At 65.5% G+C, this 20,867-nt stretch carries 16 protein-coding genes and 2 tRNA genes; 6 read left to right on the top strand and 12 right to left on the bottom strand.

Annotated features, from left to right (window positions below):
- Window positions 1–66: 66 nt before the first annotated feature.
- The 7 genes from FYJ28_RS08225 to dusB form a co-directional block, all read right to left on the bottom strand.
- Window positions 67–1,500, bottom strand: a complete 1,434-nt coding sequence (locus FYJ28_RS08225) for a sugar porter family MFS transporter (RefSeq protein ID WP_055240397.1) — start codon at window positions 1,498–1,500, stop codon at window positions 67–69.
- Between the two features lie 209 nt (window positions 1,501–1,709).
- Window positions 1,710–2,867 carry an NAD(P)-dependent malic enzyme gene (locus FYJ28_RS08220; RefSeq protein WP_154578962.1) on the bottom strand — a complete coding sequence of 386 codons (1,158 nt, stop codon included), beginning with the start codon at window positions 2,865–2,867 and terminating at the stop codon, window positions 1,710–1,712.
- A gap of 322 nt (window positions 2,868–3,189) precedes the next feature.
- A tRNA-Asn gene (locus FYJ28_RS08215) sits at window positions 3,190–3,262 on the bottom strand.
- A 123-nt stretch (window positions 3,263–3,385) separates the two neighbouring features.
- Window positions 3,386–3,458: transfer RNA gene (locus FYJ28_RS08210), tRNA-Asn, on the bottom strand.
- A gap of 51 nt (window positions 3,459–3,509) precedes the next feature.
- Complete coding sequence (gene dnaG / locus FYJ28_RS08205) at window positions 3,510–5,444, bottom strand: DNA primase (RefSeq protein WP_154578961.1); 1,935 nt, start codon at window positions 5,442–5,444, stop codon at window positions 3,510–3,512.
- Between the two features lie 36 nt (window positions 5,445–5,480).
- The gene (locus tag FYJ28_RS08200; protein ID WP_154578960.1) at window positions 5,481–6,764 is read right to left on the bottom strand and encodes a deoxyguanosinetriphosphate triphosphohydrolase; all 1,284 of its coding nucleotides are present in this window, start codon (window positions 6,762–6,764) and stop codon (window positions 5,481–5,483) included.
- Window positions 6,765–6,770: 6 nt separating this feature from the next.
- Window positions 6,771–7,943 carry a tRNA dihydrouridine synthase DusB gene (dusB, locus tag FYJ28_RS08195; RefSeq protein ID WP_055240393.1) on the bottom strand — a complete coding sequence of 391 codons (1,173 nt, stop codon included), beginning with the start codon at window positions 7,941–7,943 and terminating at the stop codon, window positions 6,771–6,773.
- Between the two features lie 785 nt (window positions 7,944–8,728).
- Between dusB and FYJ28_RS08190 the strand changes: the two genes are divergently transcribed.
- Complete coding sequence (locus tag FYJ28_RS08190) at window positions 8,729–10,177, top strand: short-chain fatty acid transporter (RefSeq protein ID WP_154578959.1); 1,449 nt, start codon at window positions 8,729–8,731, stop codon at window positions 10,175–10,177.
- Here the strand turns inward: FYJ28_RS08190 and FYJ28_RS08185 are convergent.
- Window positions 10,152–11,633 carry a YibE/F family protein gene (locus FYJ28_RS08185; protein WP_154578958.1) on the bottom strand — a complete coding sequence of 494 codons (1,482 nt, stop codon included), beginning with the start codon at window positions 11,631–11,633 and terminating at the stop codon, window positions 10,152–10,154. The genes FYJ28_RS08190 and FYJ28_RS08185 overlap by 26 nt on opposite strands.
- 154 nt (window positions 11,634–11,787) lie before the next feature.
- Here FYJ28_RS08185 and FYJ28_RS08180 point away from each other — a divergent pair, with 154 nt between their 5' ends.
- The 3 genes from FYJ28_RS08180 to FYJ28_RS08170 are packed head-to-tail and all read left to right on the top strand — an operon-like array spanning window position 11,788 to window position 15,194.
- Window positions 11,788–12,468 carry an ATP-binding cassette domain-containing protein gene (locus FYJ28_RS08180; RefSeq protein ID WP_154578957.1) on the top strand — a complete coding sequence of 227 codons (681 nt, stop codon included), beginning with the start codon at window positions 11,788–11,790 and terminating at the stop codon, window positions 12,466–12,468.
- A complete protein-coding gene (locus FYJ28_RS08175) occupies window positions 12,468–14,591 on the top strand; it encodes a YhgE/Pip family protein (RefSeq protein ID WP_154578956.1) in 2,124 nt (707 codons plus the stop codon). Before FYJ28_RS08180 ends, FYJ28_RS08175 begins: the two co-directional genes overlap by 1 nt.
- Before the next feature lie 39 nt (window positions 14,592–14,630).
- Window positions 14,631–15,194, top strand: coding sequence for a TetR/AcrR family transcriptional regulator (locus FYJ28_RS08170; protein ID WP_055240389.1), 564 nt, complete (start codon window positions 14,631–14,633; stop codon window positions 15,192–15,194).
- A gap of 75 nt (window positions 15,195–15,269) precedes the next feature.
- On the opposite strand, the gene FYJ28_RS08165 is transcribed toward FYJ28_RS08170, so the two are convergent.
- The 3 genes from FYJ28_RS08165 to FYJ28_RS08155 all read right to left on the bottom strand — a co-directional run bounded on the left by FYJ28_RS08165 (window position 15,270) and on the right by FYJ28_RS08155 (window position 18,717).
- Complete coding sequence (locus FYJ28_RS08165; RefSeq protein ID WP_055240388.1) at window positions 15,270–16,175, bottom strand: GNAT family N-acetyltransferase; 906 nt, start codon at window positions 16,173–16,175, stop codon at window positions 15,270–15,272.
- On the bottom strand, window positions 16,175–17,563 hold the full coding sequence (locus tag FYJ28_RS08160; RefSeq protein WP_154578955.1) for a glycine--tRNA ligase: 1,389 nt from the start codon (window positions 17,561–17,563) through the stop codon (window positions 16,175–16,177). Before FYJ28_RS08160 ends, FYJ28_RS08165 begins: the two co-directional genes overlap by 1 nt.
- 155 nt (window positions 17,564–17,718) lie before the next feature.
- On the bottom strand, window positions 17,719–18,717 hold the full coding sequence (locus FYJ28_RS08155; protein ID WP_326831596.1) for a DMT family transporter: 999 nt from the start codon (window positions 18,715–18,717) through the stop codon (window positions 17,719–17,721).
- Window positions 18,718–18,850: 133 nt separating this feature from the next.
- Between FYJ28_RS08155 and FYJ28_RS08150 the strand changes: the two genes are divergently transcribed.
- Window positions 18,851–19,081, top strand: coding sequence for an RNA-binding S4 domain-containing protein (locus tag FYJ28_RS08150; RefSeq protein ID WP_055240385.1), 231 nt, complete (start codon window positions 18,851–18,853; stop codon window positions 19,079–19,081).
- Window positions 19,082–19,085: 4 nt separating this feature from the next.
- Here FYJ28_RS08150 and FYJ28_RS08145 read toward each other — a convergent pair whose 3' ends face one another.
- Entirely contained in the window at window positions 19,086–19,739 is a 654-nt protein-coding gene (locus tag FYJ28_RS08145; protein ID WP_154578953.1) for an alpha/beta hydrolase, read from the bottom strand.
- A 111-nt stretch (window positions 19,740–19,850) separates the two neighbouring features.
- Between FYJ28_RS08145 and FYJ28_RS08140 the strand changes: the two genes are divergently transcribed.
- The gene (locus tag FYJ28_RS08140) at window positions 19,851–20,723 is read left to right on the top strand and encodes an SGNH/GDSL hydrolase family protein (protein WP_326831620.1); all 873 of its coding nucleotides are present in this window, start codon (window positions 19,851–19,853) and stop codon (window positions 20,721–20,723) included.
- Window positions 20,724–20,867 lie beyond the last annotated feature (144 nt).

Here is a 20,867-nt window from a genome sequence, read left to right as displayed (position 1 = left end):
TTACCCAAAATTACCATTCTCCTCAGGTTTCACTATCAGTTGCGCGCATCGCCCCAGCACCACCAGTCACAGATGGTCCCTGTTCTCCTCAAGCTCACGTCCCGAGAGCTCGGGAAGCTTGGTCTTCACGAACCAGAACGAGACCACGGCGAAGATCGTGAAGATTGCGTACATGATCCACAGGCCGAAGTTCTCGCTGACCCAGGGGAAGGAGAGCGTCACGATGAAATTGAAGATCCAGTTGACCATGGTGCTGAGCCCGAGGGCCAGGGAACGGATGTTGTTCGGGAAGATCTCTCCCAGCGTCACCCACATGACCGGTCCCCAGGTTGCTGCAAAGAAGACCACGAACAGGTTGGCGCCGATCAGGGCGATGGCACCCCAGGGCTGCGGCAGGACGACTTCACCGCTGCTGCTGTCAGCCTGGAAGAAGGAGACTGTGGCTGCCAGCAAACCGACAAACATGCCGATCGAGCCGGTCATAAGCAGTTTCCGCCGGCCCACCCGGTCGACGAACGCGATGGCGACGATGGTCATCAGTACGTTCACCACGGACGTGATGACCGATGTCGTAAATGAGTCCGACTCGCTGAAGCCAACCGACTGCCACAACGTAGTGGAGTAGTAGAAGATCGCGTTGATGCCCACCAGCTGCTGCAGGGCGGCAATCGCCATGCCGACCCAGAGGATGGGTTTGAGCCCGAGCATGGTCCCGCGCAGGTCGGAGTAGGTTGCCCTTTCCTCGTTCTCGAAGCTGTCCCGGATTTCGCGGATCTTCCGGTCCGTGTCCTGCACACCGGTTATGTCACGCAGCACCCGGGCGGCGTCTTCGTCCCGGTTTTTTCGCACCAGGTACTGCGGAGACTCAGGAATTGTCAGGGCCAGGACACCGTACACGATTGCCGGGAACACCCCTACCAGGAGCATCCAGCGCCAGGCGGCCATGCCCCACCACAGCTCGTTGAACGCGCTTCCGGCGGTGTTTGCCAGCCAGGCATCCGAAAGGAGCGCCGCGAAGATACCCAGGGTGATCGCCAGCTGCTGCACCGATCCAAGCGCGCCGCGCCATTTCGCCGGCGCCACTTCGGCGATGTATCCCGGCGCAATAACTGACGCGGTACCGATGGCCAGGCCGCCAATTAGCCGCCACAGCATCAGGTCCCACACGCTGAACGCCCAGGCGGAACCGATGGAGTTGGCCGCGAACAGGACAGCAGCCGTCACCATGACGGTTTTGCGTCCCAGCCGGTCTGCCAGCTGTCCGGCAAACCAGGCACCGATCGCGCAGCCGAGCAGCGTGATGGCTACGGTGAATCCAAGGACACCCGCACTAAGCGAAAACTCGCCGCCGATCGCGTCAACGGCACCGTTGATCACGGCCGTATCAAAACCGAAGAGCAGACCGCCTACGGCAGCGGCAACGGTAACGGCAATGACCTTGGCCGGATGAGCAACATTCCCGGCACTTCCCCGGCTAGGGCCTGTCTGACTGGCGCCCATCGATTCCTCGGCTTTCCTAGTACTGGGAAATAACCAATAAAGCCTACTCCAACACTAAGCATGCTTTGAGTTGGTGGGAACTGCACAGGGAGTATTCAGCGTTCCGCAGCCAACGCGCAACGCCGGGCACCCGAACCGCGGGCAGGCACAACGACGGCGCGTCCCCGGATTCAGGTCCGGGGACGCGCCGCGAGTGGGTTCCGGAGGACTTACTCCGCTGCCGATGCCACGGCTGCCGCGACGGCCGGCGCAACGCGCGGATCGAGCGGACTGGGCACGATGTGTGCAGCGCTGAGACCATCCCCCACCAGGTCAGCGATGGCCTGCGCAGCTGCGACCTTCATGGCCGATGTGATCCGGCGGGCACCGCTGTCCAGTGCCCCGCGGAATACACCGGGGAACGCCAGTACATTGTTGATCTGGTTCGGGAAATCGCTGCGCCCGGTGGCAACTACTGCGGCGTAGCGGGAAGCAACATCGGGATGGACTTCCGGATCCGGGTTGGAGAGCGCGAAGATGACGGCGTCAGGGGCCATAGTGGCCAGGATGTCCTCCGGCACGGTACCGGAGGAAACGCCGATGAAGACGTCTGCGCCTGCCAGTGCCTCTGCCGGACCGCCGTCGAGGTTCCGGGGGTTGGTCCGTCCGGCCAGTTCTCCTTTGGCACCGTCCAGCGCCCTTGACTCGGAGAGGATTCCGCGGGAATCAAGCACAATGACGTCCTTCACTCCGGCTTCGAGGAGGATGTTCGCGCAGGCGACGCCGGCGGCACCGGCACCGCTTACCACCACACGCAGCCCTGACATGTCCCTCTTGATGACCCGGGCGGCATTGGTGAGGGCTGCCAGCACCACGATCGCCGTACCGTGCTGGTCATCGTGCATCACCGGGCAGTCCAGTGCTTCGATGAGCCGGCGTTCGAGTTCAAAGCAGCGCGGAGCGGAGATGTCCTCCAAATTCACGGCACCGAAGCTGGGCCGCAGCCGCACCAGGGTTTCAATGATCTCGTCGACGTCCGTGGTTTGAAGGACCAGCGGAATTGAGTTCAGCCCGGCGAAGGTCTTGAAGAGCGCGGATTTGCCTTCCATGACCGGCAGCGATGCCGCTGGGCCAATGTTTCCCAGGCCCAGCACGGCGGTGCCGTCACTGACCACAGCCACCAGACGGGATGCCCAGGTGTGGGTCTGCGCCAAAGAAGGATCTGCGGCGATTCCGCGGCTCACCTCTGCGACTCCGGGCGTGTAGGCGATCGAGAGCGCGCGAATCGAATCCAGCGGCTGCTTCGTTTCCACCGACAGCTTTCCGCCTTCGTGGGCCGCGTAAATTTCCTGCTGGCTGATGGCTGCTGATGCAACGGTAGAGGTCATGGTTGTACTCCTGATGTAGGAACAGAGAGGAACCGCGGATGCGTAGCCTGCTGGATCAGCGGCCTCACGTGCGCGAAACGTAACAGAGCAGTAGGGCTCCGGTATGGGCATCAGGATAGGTACGCCCCTGGCGCCTGCAGCACCGGACAGTTGTGGTTCCAGTGCCCTTTGCAGCGGCAGACCCCCAGTGTAGCCACGATCACGGGGAGATCCGCAAACCATGCGGTCTCGGCGGCGCGGCTCCGCGTTCCACGGGCAGTGAATGGTACGGGACGCGGCAAAGGCCCGTAACAGTGTTCCTGTTACAGGCCTTTGGCAGTTGCTCCCCCGACTGGACTCGAACCAGTAACCCTTCGATTAACAGTCGAATGCTCTGCCAATTGAGCTACGGGGGAAAGCGGCGACATCAGTCTACAGGAACCGGAGGCTGTCACCGACCACCTGCCCTGCCTCCCACCCCGGACATCGAAGCAGGAAGAAGGCTCCTGACCTGTTTGTGCAGGTCAGGAGCCCATTTGCTCCCCCGACTGGACTCGAACCAGTAACCCTTCGATTAACAGTCGAATGCTCTGCCAATTGAGCTACGGGGGAAAGCGCGACTATTACTTTACAGACGAAGCGCCTAGAAACGAAATCCGGACTTCACTGCATCTCGCGCAGGGCCCGGCGCTGCATTTCCAGCTCCATCAGCTCACGGTTCAGCTGCTGGAACAGGGCCGGATCCGCGTTCGGATCAAGCCGCTGCAGCTGTCCCAGTTTCTCTGCCTTCAGGTGCGTGACCTGCAGTTCGAACAGCCGGTTGAGGATGTCACGGCAGTAAAGCGCCAGTGCATCAGCGTCCCGGGCAGGGATGGGTGTCACGGCAAGTTCGCTCACGAACCCGCGCAGTGCGTCCGGCAGCTCCTGGCGGACCTGTTCCACCCAGGCAGCAGCTGAACCGGGTACCTCCCCGGCTGCACGGACGGCGTTATGGACGGCAACGTAGGCCGGAACGGTGAACCGGGCGGCCTTGAACCGTTCCCACTGGCCGGCGTCCAGGAGCCCGGGCTGCTGCAGGACAACTTCCAGGGCCTGGCGTTCCATGCGTGCGGCCGGATCGTTGGGGTCTGGCCGGGTGAAAGCCTGGTGCGCCGGATCTTCAGCCGGAGGCGTGTGGGTGCTGCGGTCCCGCGCGGTCTCCTGGCCGTGCTGGGAGCGCTGGTTGTGCTGATTGTGCTGGCTGTTGGGGTCGCGGGATTCCCGCTGCCGCTTGGCGGCGGCATTGACTGCCCGCAGGACATCGTCCACTTCGCTGCCCAGCCAGCCCGCAAGTTCACGGGCGTATGCCGGACGCATCGCCGAATCGCGGATTTCAGCGACTACGGGAGCGGCTGCCCGCAGGGCGGAGATCCGGCCTTCGACGGTGTTGAGGTCGAACTTGGCCAGGGTGGAGCGGATCGCGAACTCAAAGAGCGGGCGGCGGGAACGAATCAGTTCCGCCACGGCGGCGTCGCCCTTCTGCTGCCGGATGTCACACGGGTCCATGCCGTTGGGGTCCACGGCCACAAAGGTCTGCGCGTTGAAGCGCTGGTCTTCCTCAAACGCACGGAGCGCTGCCTTCTGGCCGGCGGCGTCGCCGTCGAAGGTAAAGATGACCTCTCCCCCGGTGCCGTCATCGGAGAGCAGCCGGCGGGCGATCTTGATGTGGTCGGTGCCGAAAGCCGTACCGCAGGTGGCGACGGCGGTGGTAATCCCGGCGAGGTGGCAGGCCATCACGTCGGTATAGCCCTCCACCACCACAAGCTGGCGGTCCTTCGCAATCGAGCGCTTCGCGAGGTCGATGCCGTAGAGCACCTGCGACTTCTTGTAGAGCGGAGTCTCCGGGGTGTTCAGGTACTTGGGGCCCTGATCATCCTCGTAGAGCTTCCGGGCACCGAAGCCGATGACGGCGCCGGTGAGGTCGCGGATAGGCCAAATGAGCCTGCCGCGGAACCGGTCATAGAACCTGGAGGCGTCCTGCCCGGTGGAGAACATGCCTGTCTGGGCCAGCTCATCCCGGGTGAAGCCGCGGCCGGTGAGGTGCTTCAGCAGCGAGTCCCAGCCCTGCGGCGCGTATCCGACGCCGAAGTGTTCGGCTGCGGCGGGGTCGAAACCGCGTTCAGCCAGGAAACCGCGGGCAGCAGCGGCGCCGGGGGTTACCAGCTGTTCGCGGAAGAACTCCGCCGCAACCTTGTGCGCATCAAGCAGCCGCTGCCGCTTGCCGACGTCTTCGCGGCGCGGGCCGGTGCCGCCGTCTTCGTAGTGCAGTTCGTAGCCGAGGCGGGCGGCGAGCTTCTCCACGGTTTCCGAGAACGTTCCGTGGTCCATCTTCTGCACGAAGGAGATGACGTCGCCGCTCTCCCCGCAGCCGAAGCAGTGGTACGTGCCGACCTGCGGCCGGACGTGGAAGGACGGTGAGCGCTCGTCGTGGAAGGGGCACAGCCCCTTGAAGGAACCAATGCCGGCGGACTTCAGCGTGACATACCCGTCCACTACCGCCTTGATGTCGGTGCGGGAACGTACTTCATCAATGTCTTCGCGTTTAATCAGGCCGGCCATGGTTCTACCTTATTCCCCGGCACCAAACCGGACCGGCTACCAGAGCGCGGGAACCGGCCCAACCAGGCGTTCGTGCAGGGCCAGGGCAGAACCGTCTGTGAGGGACGCGACCTGGTCGATGACCACGCGCAGCCGCGCGCCGTCGTCGGGCGCTTCCCGCCAGTCCGCAGCGAACATTGGTTCCAGGTGCCGGTCGCCGGTGGCGGAGAGCTGGGCAACCAGGTTGGTGAGGACCTCGCGCTGGCGTTCGTACAGCGGCTGCCGCTGGTCCGTGGTCATCACAAAAGTGGTGGCAAGGCCCTTCATCACGGCGATCTCCAGCTGCGTTTCCTCCGGGACCACCATCTCCGCGTTGTACCGGGTCAGCGGATCCGGACCATAGATGTCCCGTGTGGCGTTCAGTGCGCTGGAGCAGAACCGGCCGATCAGCTGGCTGGTCATGTCCTTCAGCGCCGCCATCGCGCGGCGGCTGCCGTCGGCTTCGCGCACCCAGACCGCTTCGGCTTCCAGCCGGGCCAGTGCAGCGTCAACGGCAGCAGTCTCTGCGGTGGGTACGTACCACTGCTGGGTATAGCCGATCACGCGTGCGCGCTGGTCGGGATTGTCCAGCCACTTGAGCTGGACGTGCCCGGCAACAATTGCGTCCTCGACGTCGTGGACAGAGTAGGAAATGTCATCCGCCAGGTCCATGACCTGGGCTTCGAGGCAGGAACGCCCGGCAGGGGCCCCGTCGCGGAGCCAGGTGAACACCGGAAGGTCATCCTCATAGACGCCGAACTTGGTGGTGCGGTGCCCATTGACCAGCGGGGCGTCGACGGCGGACCACGGGTACTTGCAGGATGCGTCCAGGCTGGCACGGGTCAGGTTCAACCCTGCCGGGGAGCCGTCCGGCGCAATGATCTTGGGCTCCAGGCGCGTGAGCAGGCGCAGGGTCTGGGCGTTGCCCTCAAACCCGCCGATCGCGTGGGCAATGTCGTTCAGTGCAGTTTCACCGTTGTGGCCAAAAGGCGGGTGCCCCAGGTCGTGGGAAAGGCAGGCGGCGTCCACGACGTCCGGATCGCAGCCCAGGGCGTTGCCGAGCTCGCGGCCCACCTGGGCTACCTCCAGGCTGTGGGTCAGCCGGGTGCGGACAAAGTCGTCCGTGTCCGGTGCCACCACCTGGGTCTTGGCTCCCAGCCGCCGGAGCGCCGAGGAGTGCAGCACCCGGGCACGGTCACGGCCAAACTGGGTCCGGTGCGTGCTCTTGGCCGGCTCGGTCACCCAGCGCGCCAGGTCGACATCGGTGTAGCCGGCGGTACGGAAAACCTGCGGGAGGGTCATTGGTTCTTAGCCACCTGATACGTCGAGTTCGGCTGCCGCAATGATGGCTTTCTGGGCGGGGTTGAGCTCCCGGCCGTCCAGCCAGCCTTCCGGCAGGGCTGTCTTCTTGGGTGTGCCGGCCCGGCCGCGGGGGCCTTCGGCATCCGCACCCGGGTATGGTGCCGTGGGATCAAGCTCCGCCAGGAGCCCCCGCAGGACTTCAAGGGAAGGCACAGTGGCCAGCTTAGCCCGCAGCTCTCCCCCCACGACGTAGCCCTTGAAGTACCAGGCCATGTGCTTGCGGATGTCCCGCAGGGCGATCACTTCGTCACCGAAGGTCTCCACCAGCAGTTCGGCATGGCGGTAGACGCTGTCGGCCACTTCCTTCAGGCCCGGGCGGTGCCGTTCGGCGCTTCCTTCGAAGGCAGCCTGCAGGTCGGCGAAGAGCCAGGGGCGGCCCTGGCAGCCGCGGCCGATGACGACGCCGTCAACACCGGTCTGCTCGACCATCGCGATGGCGTCCTCAGCGGACCAGATGTCACCGTTGCCCAGCACCGGTACGTCCGGGAGGGATTCGCGCAGTTCGGCAATGGCGTTCCAGTCGGCCTTGCCGGAGTAGAACTGTGACGCGGTGCGGCCGTGCAGCGTGACTGCGGCAACTCCTGCATCCCGGGCAATCTTTCCGGCTTCACGGAACGTGAGGTGGTCCTCGTCAATGCCCTTGCGCATCTTGATCGTCAGCGGGACGCCGCCCTTGGACGCCTCCCGGACGGCGGTCTGGACAATCGCAGTGAACAGGTCCAGCTTCCAGGGCAGGGCCGAGCCGCCGCCCTTGCGGGTGACCTTGGGAACGGGGCAGCCGAAGTTCAGGTCAATGTGGTCGGCACGGTCTTCCTCCACCAGGATCCGGATGGCGGCACCAACGGTAACCGGGTCAACGCCGTAGAGCTGGACGGAGCGGATGGACTCGTCATCGTCGTGCTCGATGATTCGCATCGACTCCGGCGAGCGTTCCACCAGGGCACGCGAAGTAACCATTTCGGTCACGTAGAGCCCGCCGCCGTACTCACGGCACAGCCGTCGGAACGCCTTGTTGGTGATCCCCGCCATCGGCGCCAGGATCACCGGCGTATCAACGGTCAGCCGGCCGAGTTTCAGCGGCGGCAGTTCAAGCCTGGTCTTAGTCGTTGCAACGCTCACCTTCCTATTCTCGCAAGCGGGTGCAAATCCTGCTGACCTTTGCCGCAGGCTGTTGGTGCCGAGCGCAGGGTTGGTCCCGGGTCGGAGCGGATTCCGGCCTGGTCCAGCGCCTTGCGTCCCGGCTTTGGCGGCCCGCCTGGCAGGGTGCCTGTCCGTTTGGAGCCCGGCCGGCCCGGGGCCCGGCCGGCCCGGGGCCCTGCCGGTCTGCTGTCCGCTTACTCCGGTGCCCCGCCTATCCGGAGCCCAGCCTTGCCTGTATGTACGTTTGCCCCGGTCCCCGGTTGCTCCGGTGCCCGGTTGCTCCGTTTCGGGACATTCCTGCGTTAGGGGCAGCCGGGGGAAGGGGTTTTCCTGCACTTTGGGACTTTCCCGCCGTATCGGGACACCTCAGGGAGCCGTATTCCTCCGTTTTGGGACTTTCCTCCCGCTTGGAGACTTTCCTGCGCGGCGCGGCGGCAGGATTGTCCCTTCGTGGCAGGGTTGTCCCTTCGTGGACGATTTGTCCCAAAACGCAGGATCGCTGGGTCCAGGAACGCCGCACACCAGACGCCGCATTCAGCAACGCCGCTCCCCCGCACGCGGCCAATCACGGCCAATCACGCGCCAATAATGCACGACGCCGGCAGGACCGTTTCCGGGTTCCCGGCACGGGTTCGGGGCCGGGGTATTGACTGTCCGCCGGAGCCCTTTCTACGGTGCAGGAGGCCTGCCGGCCCCTCCGGGACTGGCAGGCCTCCCGGCTTCAACGCCGCAGCCGGGAAGCACCGAGAAGATGGAGTCTCACCATGCCAACGGCCACAGAGCGGTCTGCCGGTTCCGAGAAAGGGCTCGCCAGGGTTGCCCAGGCACTGGCCCGCTGGACGGAAAAGTGGTTTCCCGACGCCTACATCTTCGCGCTCGGCGGTGTGGTGCTTATTGGGCTGGCAGCACTGCTGAACGGTTCCTCGCCGCAGGCGGTGGTGGATTCGTTCGGAGACGGTTTCTGGGACCTGACCGCGTTTACGCTGCAGATGTCCATGGTGGTCCTGACCGGCTATGTCGTGGCCACATCTCCCCCGGTGGCGCGGCTGATCGCCTGGCTCGCCCGGATACCCCAGGCGCCTGCCACCGCCGTAAGCTTCGTAGCGTTCCTCTCCATGTCAGTCTCCGTACTGAACTGGGGACTCAGCATCGTCTTCGGCGGACTCCTGGCCAGGGCCATCGCGCGCCGCAGGGACCTGCACGTCGACTACCGTGCGCTCGGCGCCGCAGCGTTTATGGGCCTGGGCGCCGTCTGGGCACTTGGCCTGTCTTCCTCTGCCGCCCAGCTCCAGGCCACGGCCGCCTCCCTTCCGCCGGCACTTCTGCAAATCACGGGAGTCCTCGACTTCGGCAAGACCATCTTCACCTGGCAGTCGATGCTGACCTGCGTTCTTTTGATAGCACTGACTACGGTGATCGCCCACTTCTCTGCTCCCCGCGGCAGTGCCATCCGAACAGCCGAGGATCTGGGCATTGACCTCAATGACCAGCCCGAACCTGCGTCGAAGCGGCAGCGCCCCGGCGAGTGGCTGGAGTACTCGGCGATCCTTCCTGCGCTGATCGGTCTGCTGACGGCCGGATGGCTGGTATCTTCCTTCGCTGCCAAGCCATTCCTGAGTGTCATTTCCAGCCTGAACGCCTATCTGCTGGTTTTCCTGGTGCTCGGCCTGGTGCTGCACCGCACACCGCGCAACTTCCTCCAGGCAGTCACCAAAGCTGTTCCCGCCACGGCTGGAATCCTGGTGCAGTTCCCGCTCTACGCGTCAATGGCCGCCATCCTCACCGAGGCCGAGGGCGCCGGCGGCCTGACTCTCTCCGAGCACCTGGCCGGTTTCTTCACCGACGTCGGCTCCGGCGGCGCCTTTGCCGTGGTCATTGCGGTCTACACAGTGATCCTGGGGATCTTCGTTCCCTCCGGCGGCGGCAAGTGGCTGGTGGAAGCGCCGTACGTCATGCAGTCAGCCACGGACGTGGACATGAACCTGGGCTGGACCGTGCAGATCTACAACATCTCCGAGGCCCTGCCGAACCTGATCAACCCATTCTTCATGCTGCCCCTGCTCGCCGTGCTGAAGCTGCGGGCACGGGACCTGGTGGGGTTCACGTTCCTGCAGTTCATTCTTCACCTGCCGGTGGTGCTGCTGCTGGTCTGGCTGCTCGGCATGACCTTCACCTTCGAGCCGCCGGTCATTCCCGAGCCGGCAGCTCAGTAGCCGGTCCGGCGACACCTGCGGTTCCCGGGACATCAGCGGGGCCGGGGACAGCAGCCGGTCCGGAGACAGCAACGGGTCCGCGGCCGGAAGCACGCTGCGCCCGGGCAAGGCGCCGGGCACCGCGCCGGGTGCCGGCGTCGTCGTGGGCTCCACCGGAGACAACGGCGTCGTCGCCGTCCACAGAAACGGCGGCGTCGGCCACTCCCCCGGCCCCTTCCCCTTCGGCTTCCGGGGAACGGGAGATGCCCACTGCCTTGACCACCAGGACCGCGACGGCGGTGGTCACCGGGATGGCCAGCACCAGGCCGATCGAACCGACCAGTGTTCGGATGACTTCCTCGGCCAGCTCGCCGCTGGTAAGGGTCTCTGCCAGCGTGCGGTCGTAGAGGGACACCAGGATCAGGACCGGGAGCGCAGCACCGGCGTAGGCGAAGGCGATGGTGTACACCGTGGAGGCGATGTGGTCCCGGCCCACTCGCATGGCGCCGGCGAACAGCCGTTTGGCAGAGGCACCGGGAGCGAGTTCGTACATTTCCCAGACCGCCGAGGACTGGGTGATGGTCACGTCGTTGAGCACACCCAGTCCGGAGATTATGAGCCCGCACAGGATGATCCCGGAGATGGAGAGTTCGTCGGACGCGTTGATCAGTGCGTAGGCGTTCTCATTGTCGACGCCTACCAGGTGTGCGGCATCCGTGGCCCACGCTGCCAGCCCGGCGGTGATGGCGAGGCCAAAGAGCGTGCCGAGCAGCGCCGTCGAGGTCCTGGCACTGAAACCGTGGGCGAAATACAGCACCCCGATCATGATCACGCTCGATCCGACCAGTCCCAGCAGCAGCGGCGGTTTGCCCTCCACCAGTCCGGGGAGGATGAACCCGGCCAGCACGGCATAGGCGCCGCCAAGTCCAATGAGGGCGCGCAGTCCGCGCCAGCGCGCGACGGCGATGACAACGCCGGCGTACAGCACGGCCAGGGCCGCGATGGGAACGCTCCGGACGAAATCCATAAAGATGTAGGGTGGCGCACCGCTGTCCACCATGACGTCTTCGAGGTTGAGGTAGCGGATGGTGTCCCCGGCCTCGATCTCATTGGTCTTGGCGATTTCCGGGGGGACTTCCACCGGGACGGCGGCACCGCCGGATGAGGGCAGCGCATACGCCACCTGGCACTGCGGAGCCTGGGCTCCGGCCTGCGTGAGGGTTACTGCCGAAGGGCAGTCTTCCTCCAGCACCCGCTGGACCGAACCGGTGTCAATACGAACGCCGTCGGCCGTTGCATAGGGATCAGCCACAGTGACCTCGCCGGTGTCTCCGCTGGGCCACAGGGCCACCATGCCGGCGAATGCCAGCAGCCCCAGGGGTACCAGGATCCAGGCCAGCAGGCGGTTCGCCCGACGCCGTGCCGCGAGCGCAGCGCGCGTGGGTGTGCCCGGAGCGGGCAGGTGACTGTGTCCCATGCTGGTCCTCACTGGTTCTTGGGGTGACCGGATGGCCGGACGGGGTAGGCACCCCCATTCTCCCTATGCCGTGCGCTGATTGCCGAATCGGTAATTCGCCGGCATCCAACAGGGTTAGACTGACTGGTCAGTACAAAAACAGAAAGGCACCTACGTGCAACCGCTTATCTCAGCGGAGGGGCTCAGCCTCGCCGCCGCGCGGGGCCGCGTCTACGGCCCGCTAAGTTTCACCGTGGCCGATCCACTCAGCGTGGTGTGCGGCCCTGCCGGCAGCGGCCGGACCAGCCTGCTCCTCACCCTTGCGGGACGAATGAAAGCCGGCAGCGGTACCCTCGAGGTCCTCGGCCATCCGCTCCCCCGGGCCGCCCGCCAGGTCCAGAAAGAGACCGCCATTGCCGGGTTCCGCGACATTGATGACCTGGAGCCCGGCGTCACTGTCGGCCAGGCCCTCCGCGAACGCCTCGCCTGGCTCGCGCCGTGGTGGCAGTTCGTTCCCAAGGTTTCCGACCGCCAGGCAGCCCGTGCCTGCGGGCCCGTTTTCGGCAGCAGCACGCCGGTGCCTGCCGGGAACACCGTGATCTGGAACCTCGGAGAGGCAGAACAGTTCCTGCTGCGCATCTCCCTGGCCATGCTGTCCCGTCCCCGCATCCTCTTCGTTGACGACATTGAACAGGTCCACAGCGAAGAGGCACGTGCCCTGGTGATGGAGCGCCTGGCGGCCCTCGCGGCAGACGGCACCGCCGTCGTCGTTGGTGCCGCGTCCCTGGAAACACGGTTGTGGAGCGGTCTCGAGATCCAGCCCTCCGCACTGCTCATCGCCGAGGAGGCGCACTGATGTTTGCTCTCTTTTCACCCGGCACCGAACTCAGCCGGTTCAGGCGGGGAACCCTGCCCAAAATCGCGGTTGTGGTGATGCTGTTCATTCCGCTGATCTACGGCGCCCTGTATCTCTGGGCCTTCGACTCCCCGGACAAGCACCTGGACGGGCTGTCGGTCGCCCTGGTCAATGAGGACAAGGGAGCAGACCGGGACGGGGAAGCCCTCAATGCCGGAGACGAACTTGAAACAAAACTGCTCGACGGCGCTGACCTGGACTGGCATTCAACGAACGCTGCCGATGCTGCCGCCGGAGTCTCCGACGGCACGTACTACCTCTCGCTGACCATCCCGGAGGATTTCTCCGCCAGCGCCGTGTCCGTGGGCACGGACAACCCGGTGGCGGCAAAACTCAAGGTCGACTACAACGACTCCAACAACTTCCTGGCCGGCGTGCTCGGCAAGCAGGCAATGGCACAGGTGCAGGCCGCTGTTTCCTCCCAGCTGGGCAATCAGGTTGCCTCCACGCTTCTTGTGGGACTGAACGACGCCGGTTCCGGCCTCCGCGACGCCGCCGCCGGCGCCGGTGAACTGAGCGAAGGAATCGACTCCGCCGTCACCGGAGCTGGAGAGCTGACCGCAGGTCTGGGCAGCCTGGCCGACGGCACGGTTACCCTGCAGGACGGAGCCTTCAGGCTTTCTGCCGGAGCAGGCACGCTGGCAGCCGGACTGACCGACCTGTCCTCCGGCACCGCAGCCCTCTCCGCCGGAAGCAGCAACCTGTCTGCGGGGGCACAGTCCCTCTCGGCCGGCACAGCCACCCTGTCCGACGGCGCTGCCGATGTGGCCTCGGGCGCACAGACGCTGGACACCAGCCTTTCCGCGCTTTCGGGCAAACTCGGAGACGCCGTCCCGCAGGCCGGTCAGCTGAACACGGGTGCGGCCCAGGTCTCCTCCGGACTCGATCAGCTCGTCGCCGGACTGGCCGCACAGGATCCTGACAACGCACTGCTGGCCCAGCTGATGCCGCTGGCCGAGGGCGCACAGCAGGTCGCCTCCGGCACCGAATCACTGCAGGCCGGCATTGGACAGGCCGCCGACGGCGCCGGAAGGCTGGCAGCCGGCAGCTCAGACCTCGCCGCCGGAGCCGCCCAGGTCTCCGCAGGCGCACAGTCCGCAGCCGACGGCGCTGCGGCGCTGTCCGCGGGTGCGGCGGACCTCACTGCGGGCGCTTCCCAGGTGGACGACGGCGCGCAGGCAGCAGCCCGGGGCGCCGCTGAACTGAACGCGGGCGCAGCCACCCTCAGCGGAGGCACCACCGACCTGGCGGACGGAGCCGGAAAACTGGTTGACGGCGGCACCTCGCTCTCCGAGGGCGCCGGCGAACTGTCGGCAGGCAGCCACACCCTTGCCGATGCACTGGCTGACGGAGGCAGCGCCCTCCCCCAGGATGACGGCTCACTCATCGATGCCAAAGCCGCAGTAGCTGCTGATCCAGTTGAACTGGACGCCGGTTTCGCTACCCAGGCGGACAGCTTCGGCGAAGGCTTTGCGCCCTTCTTCCTGGCCCTGGCCACCTTCGTGGGCGCACTGATTACCTGGCTGCTCCTCCGCGCACTTCCCACCCGGGCACTGGCTGCCGGTGTCTCCGGATTCCGGGCAGCGGCAACGGGGCTCATCCCTGCCCTGGCCATTGGCCTGGGCCAGGTACTGATCATGATGGCCGTGATGGTCTGGGGCCTTGAGATCCATCCCGCCTACCTGCTGGGCACGGGTGCCTTCCTGTACCTGACCACCGTTGCGTTCCTGGCGCTGCAGCAAATGCTCATCATCGTGCTGGGCACAGCAGCAGGACGTGTGGTCTCGCTGGTGCTGCTGATGCTGCAGCTCAGCTCCTCCGGCGGTACGTACCCGGTGGAAACCACACCGGGCTTCTTCCAGGCCCTGCACCCGTTTATGCCCGCAACCTACGTGGTCAACGGACTTCGTGCGCTGATTACGGGCGGAGTTGATGCCCGCATGTGGATCGCCGTGGCGTTCCTGGGCATCCTTACTGCCGTGTGCGTAGCGGTGAGCTCGCTGAGCGCGGGCCGGCAGCGCATGTGGACGATCAAGCGCCTGCATCCTGAGCTGCACCTCTAAGATCGAAGGGAACCACCGGAGAAACAAAGGACTCATTGCATGCCACGGGTATCAGGCACCAAACGGTCGATTCTGGATGCCGCCCTGGAGCTGGCGTCGCTGAACGGGATAACGGGCACCACCATGGAAGACGTTGCCGTGCGCGCCGGCGTCGCCAAGGGAAGCGTCTATTACAACTTCTCTTCCAAGGACAAGCTCTTTGAACAGCTGCTCCTGGACGGAGTGGGCGCTCTGGCGGAGACACTGCGGCAGGCCCGCGAGGGCAGGTCCGGTGCTCCTGCCCTGAGTTCAATGATTACCGCCATGCTCGAGGTGATTTCCGGGAACCAGCCCCTGGCCAAGCTCATCGCGGCCGAGATCTTCCGGACGGACCGGTCCTGGCAAACCCCGCTCCAGCTGGTCCGCCGGGAGGCGCTGGCCGAGTTTGTGGCAGTGATCAGGCAGACCCACCCGGAACGCCCGGATGCTGAACTGATGGCTGGCACCGTCTTTGGCGCCGTACTGGTGGGCGGCATCGAGTGGCTCGTCTTCGCTCCGGAGCGCAGCCTGGGGGAAGTTGCCGACTCGGTGCTGTTCACACTCTCCGGACAGCTGACTGCCTGAGAACACCCAAGAAACAACGACGGCGCCGGACCCCTGGGCGGGATCCGGCGCCGTCGTTGTTAAATAAAGGACGAATCAGCTGCTGACGATCAGCGTGTCCGCACCGTCCTGCCGTGCGGCGCCGGCGGCCAGGAGCGGCTCCAGGACACGAACCAGAGCTGTCATCGAGTCATCGACCTCCAGCTGCACCGGGTACTGGTAGGCGAGCATGGCCAGCAGTGAGGCCACTGCGGCTTCCGCCTCGGATTCCTCCAGCCCGGTATCCCAGCCCAGCAGCACGTCCGCCGGGGCGTCGGTGCGCTCAGAGGTGTAGCTCACGGCGAAAGCCGCGATCTTCCCGCCTTCATGCTTGGGCTTGTCCCGCAGCACCACGGCACCGGACGCGCCGGTGGCCTCCTGCAGCAGCATCTGCTGGGCACGGCCGATTCCCATGTCCGCCCGGTCCCAGTCATGGACGGCGTTGTAGAAGTCAGCGACGGCGCGGGTCAGTTCCACCGATCCGGTCGCCGCTTCTTCCAGCTGCGGTCCGTGGTCCTCGAAGACGGGCAGCTTGATCTTGCCCGGTTCAACGATCACCGCGCGGGAACGCTGGATGGGCTCCATCCCGGCGGCGGCAGCAAACGCCGCACCCGGGGTATCCGGAGATACCTTGGCACGGAGCTTCGTGACGCCCGACGGCGCACTCTCGGCTTCCTTGCGCAGCATGCCCAGGAGGGTGGACCCGAGGCCGGCACGCCGGTTCTCCCGGGCTACCTCGATGTACACCCACAGCCGGTCCGGGTGCAGGCTGGTCTCGTAGACCACCCCTGCAGCCACCGGCACGCCGTCGTCCTCCGCCACGATGCAGCGGCTCCACGGCTCGTTGGCCGACGGCCGCAGGACAGAACGGAAGTGCGCGGCTTCACCGGTCTCGGGGTCGCCCCAAAGCTGGATCAGCGCCAGGTCGTCGTCCTCGCGCCATTCACGGAAGGAGATCGCCATTACGCGCCGATCAGCCGTTCGGCGAGGTAACCCTCAACCTTGTCCAGGCTCACGCGCTCCTGGGCCATGGTGTCCCGCTCGCGGACGGTTACGGCCTGGTCTTCGAGCGTGTCGAAGTCCACGGTGATGCAGAACGGGGTACCGATCTCGTCCTGGCGGCGGTAGCGGCGGCCAATGGCACCGGCGTCGTCGAAGTCGATGTTCCAGTTCCGGCGCAGCTGGGCGGCCAGTTCCTTCGCCTTCGGGGACAGGTCTTCGTTGCGGCTCAGCGGAAGCACAGCAGCCTTGACCGGGGCCAGGCGCGGATCCAGGCGCAGGACGGTGCGCTTGTCCACGCCGCCCTTCGCGTTCGGTGCCTCGTCCTCGGTGTAGGCGTCCACCAGGAACGCCATGAAGGAACGGGTCAGGCCGGCGGCGGGCTCAATGACGTACGGCGTGAAGCGCTCGTTGGTGGCCTGGTTGAAGTAGCTCAGGTCAGTGCCGGAGTGCTTCGAGTGGGTGCCAAGGTCAAAGTCGGTGCGGTTGGCGATGCCTTCCAGCTCGCCCCATTCCGAGCCCTGGAAACCGAAGCGGTATTCAATGTCCGTAGTGCCCTTGGAGTAGTGGCTGAGCTTCTCCAGCGGGTGCTCGAACAGGCGCAGGTTCTCCGGGTCGATGCCCAGGTCCGTGTACCAGTTCTTCCGGGTTTCGATCCAGTACTTGTGCCATTCCTCATCCGTGCCGGGCTCGACGAAGAATTCCATCTCCATCTGCTCGAACTCGCGGGTACGGAAGATGAAGTTGCCCGGGGTGATCTCGTTGCGGAAGCTCTTGCCGATCTGGCCGATCCCGAACGGCGGCTTCTTGCGGGAGGTGGTGAGCACGTTGTTGAAGTTCACGAAGATGCCCTGGGCCGTTTCCGGACGCAGGTAGTGCATGCCTTCTTCACTGGCCACCGGGCCCAGGAAGGTCTTGAGCAGGCCGGAGAATTCCTGCGGCTCCGTCCACTGGCCCTTGGTGCCGCAGTTGGCGCAGGCGATGTCCGCCAGGCCGTTTTCCGGTGCGCGGCCCTTCTTCTCTTCGTATTCCTCTTCGAGGTGGTCAGCGCGGTAGCGCTTGTGGCAGCTCAGGCACTCAACCAGCGGGTCGGAGAAGACCTCAACGTGGCCGGAGGCTTCCCAGACGGCGCGCGGGAGGATAACCGCGGAATCCAGGCCTACGACGTCGTCGCGGCCGCGGACCATGGACTGCCACCACTGCTTCTTGATGTTTTCCTTCAGCTCGACGCCGAGGGGCCCGTAATCCCAGGCGGAACGCGAACCACCGTAGATCTCACCCGACTGGAAGACGAAGCCCCTGCGCTTAGCCAGGGAGATGATCGGATCCAGTTTGGATTTGGTCGAAGCCATGGAATGGTACCGCCGTTCTTTCTTCTCGCGCAGGCCGCTGGGTGCGGTCCGCTTCTGATCCCTTACCCGCTCAGCCTCCCGCGCGGAAGTGCGCGGGGCATGGCGGAGGGCAAAACCTATAGATACCAGCTTAAGGTCACGGCAGCGAAAGGCTGCTACCGGCGCGCTCGCGGCCGCCTGCGCCCCGTGCCGAGACGGACACCGGGCATGTTCCAGGGAAGGGTCGCGACGACAATCGCTGCCAGTGTGAGCGCGGTACCGAGCACGGTGGCGGCCACCACCACTGATCCCGGTGCCGGCACGAAGATGTCCAGCAGCAGGGAGCCGATCAGCTGCCCGCCAATGAGCCCCAGGCTGGTCAGCAGGACGCCGAGCGATTTGACCAGCATGGCGCTGACGCCAATGAAGATGCACCCCATGGGCCCGCCGAGGTAGTACCACCAGGTGTCCGGCAGGGGGTTGCCGAATCCGGCTACGGCTACCTTGATAAGCCAGAGAACCAGCAGTGCAGCGAAGCCGGACACAAAGTTCAGCAGAGTCGCGGTGATGGGTGTGCCGTAGTGCATCCCCGTGGTGCCGTTCATGGCCTGCTGGAAACTCATGGCCATGCCGGCGCTCAGCGGCAGCAGCACGGCCAGGAGCCAGTCCCCCGTTCCGCCGGTATCGGTGAGCTTTGGGCTGACGGCCCACGCGACGGCGGCGATTGTCATGACCGCGCCGACCATCCGCATAAGGGTGAGCGTCTTTTTACCGCCGGGACCAATACCCATCCGGTCCACCACCAGCCCGGTGAGGGTCTGGCCGGCGACCGTGGCGACGGTGAACACCGCGACGCCAAGCAGGGCAATGGTCATGGTCTGGGTCAGCACGAACCAGGCGCCGATCACGCCGGCCACAATGTAGACCCGCGGGAACCGCCGTTCACGCAGGGCGGGCAGGATCTGTGCGAAGCCCGCCCGTCCCCTTGGCAGCACAGCGCTGACCAGGATCATCACGGCCAGGCCCACGCCGAAACTCACCAGTGCCGCAGCAAGGGAATCATCCAGTGCGGTGCCCAGCGCTCCGTTGATCCGGGACTGGGCAGGGATGGCTATCCCCGCGGCAAGGGCAACTGGAAGTCCGACGGCGGCAGGAAGGCGGGCAGGCTGGGACACCGTCTCACAGTACAACCGGGCACGCATTCTTCCTCAAACCTGTCCGCTGCCGTGCCGCCCTGACCGGCACCCGGGTGCGGCAGGCACCCGGGCCTGTGCCGGCGTCGTGCGCTTTGTCCGGCAGAATAGTCCCATGAGCTCAACCGAATCCCAGGACCTGCCCATCCGCGATGACATGATCCGCCTTGGCCAGGCACTGAAACTTGCCAACCTTGCCGAGGACGGCATTGAGGCCAAGGAACTGATCGAGAACGGGATGGTGAAGGTCAATGGCGAGATCGAGGAACGCCGCGGCCGGCAGCTCCACTCCGGCGACACCATCGAGGTGAACAGCCAGGCCATCCGGATCGTCTCAGGCGGCTGACTCCTTACCGGGAGCCGAGGACCGTGTGTGTAAGGAACTCGCGCACGTGTCCGAGTTCCTGCATGTTGATGCCGTGGCCCATGCCGGCGTAAAGCACCTTCGTGAGCTTGGTGTGGCCGTTCAGCCAGGCGTGGGTGTACTCGATGCGCTCGGCGTCAATGACCGGGTCGGCCTGGTCCCGGCCCCAGAAGAACGGCACTTTCAGGGCGGCAAGTTCCTCGTCATGGAAGAACCCGTTGCCTTCGGCCGGCACTACAAACCCTGAAAGACCAACGACGGCGGCGAACTCTTCGGGGCGGTGCCGCAGCAGCGTGCTGGCCACCGCCATGCCCATGGAGAATCCCAGCAGGGATACGCTGCTGTGCTGTTCCCGCATTCCGTCCAGCCAGTCAGAGACGTCCTGGACGGCCCAAACCACGCGGTCCACGGAGTAGTCCGGCTCGTGCATCAGCGGGAACCAGGAATAGCCCGGCCCCAGTGCCTGCGGCGCACGGACGGAAGCGATGGTGAATTCCTCCGGCAGGTGCCCCGCCAGGCCCATAAGATCTTCCTCGTTGGCCAGGTAGCCGTGGAAAAGGACCAGCAGCGGGGTCCCTGCCCGCTCCTCCTCGGGCTTTGAAAACAGCACAACAGGGTTCCAGGGAGAGATTTCAGTCATAAATGCCATTCTGGCATGCACTCCGGGCAACCTACGGTCGCGTAGCCAGGCGCTGACCGGCAGTATGGTCTGGTGACCGAAAATGTGCAGCCAGTCCCCACCGAGCAACCCATTCCTGAGCCCGCAGGGCAGCCTTCGCCCCAGGCTCATCCGTTCAACCGGTACGTCGCGATCGGGGACTCTTTTACGGAAGGGATCGGCGACCCGAGCCCGGAGAGTCCCGGAGGGAACCGCGGCTGGGCCGACCGGCTGGCGGAGGAACTCGCAGCCGGCCATCCCGACTTCGCTTACGCCAACCTCGCCATCCGCGGACGGCTGCTCAACCAGATTGTTGCCGAACAGCTTCAGCCGGCCATCGATTTGAAGCCGGATCTGGTGACCATCTGCGCCGGCGGCAACGACGTCATCCGTCCCGGAGGGGACCCGGACCGGCTCGCCGAAACCATGGACTCCACCATCGCCCGGCTACGGGAAACCGGAGCCACCGTAGTGCTTTTCACCGGCCCTGACATTGGCGCCACGCCAGTTCTGGGAAGCGTCCGCGGCCGCGTCGCCATCTACAACGAGAACCTCCGTACGGTTGCCGTCCGGCACGACGCCGTCATTGCGGACATGTGGGCGCTGCGGGAGCTGGGTGATCCGCAGATGTGGGCTCCCGACCGGCTGCATTTCTCTCCCCTGGGGCACCAGACCATCGCCGCGATGGTGCTGGAGACGCTGGGCGTGCCGCACACGCTGGAACCTGCCCGGGTCAAGGAGCTGCCGCCCAAGAAGTGGCGGACGGCGCGTTCCGAAGACCTGGTCTGGGCCCGCGAGTACCTGGTCCCATGGGTGGTGCGCCGGGTGCGCCGCCGCTCTTCAGGGGACGGCATTTCCCCCAAGCGCCCGGACGCGGGACCGTTCTTTGGCACGCGGATGCCGCAGGGCTCCTCCGAGGCCGCCGGCACTGAAGCTGCGGGGGCAGCGCCGGCCAGCCAGGACTAGCCTGCTCCGGGGTTCTCATGGGCCGGGCCTGCGTGCCCCGGGCCGGGCCGCTGCGGGTGCCGCCTCGATAGCCACAAGTAGGCCAGCAGTGAAGCTCCCCAGGCCAGGAACAGCGGGTCCCACAGTAAGGCGTGGCCTCTCAGC

The sequence above is a fragment of the Arthrobacter sp. BL-252-APC-1A genome (assembly GCF_009696625.1).
In the GTDB taxonomy this organism is placed as follows: Bacteria; Actinomycetota; Actinomycetes; order Actinomycetales; family Micrococcaceae; genus Arthrobacter_B.
Note: the sequence above shows the minus strand (reverse complement) of the source record. Positions and strands in the feature narration are given on the sequence as shown.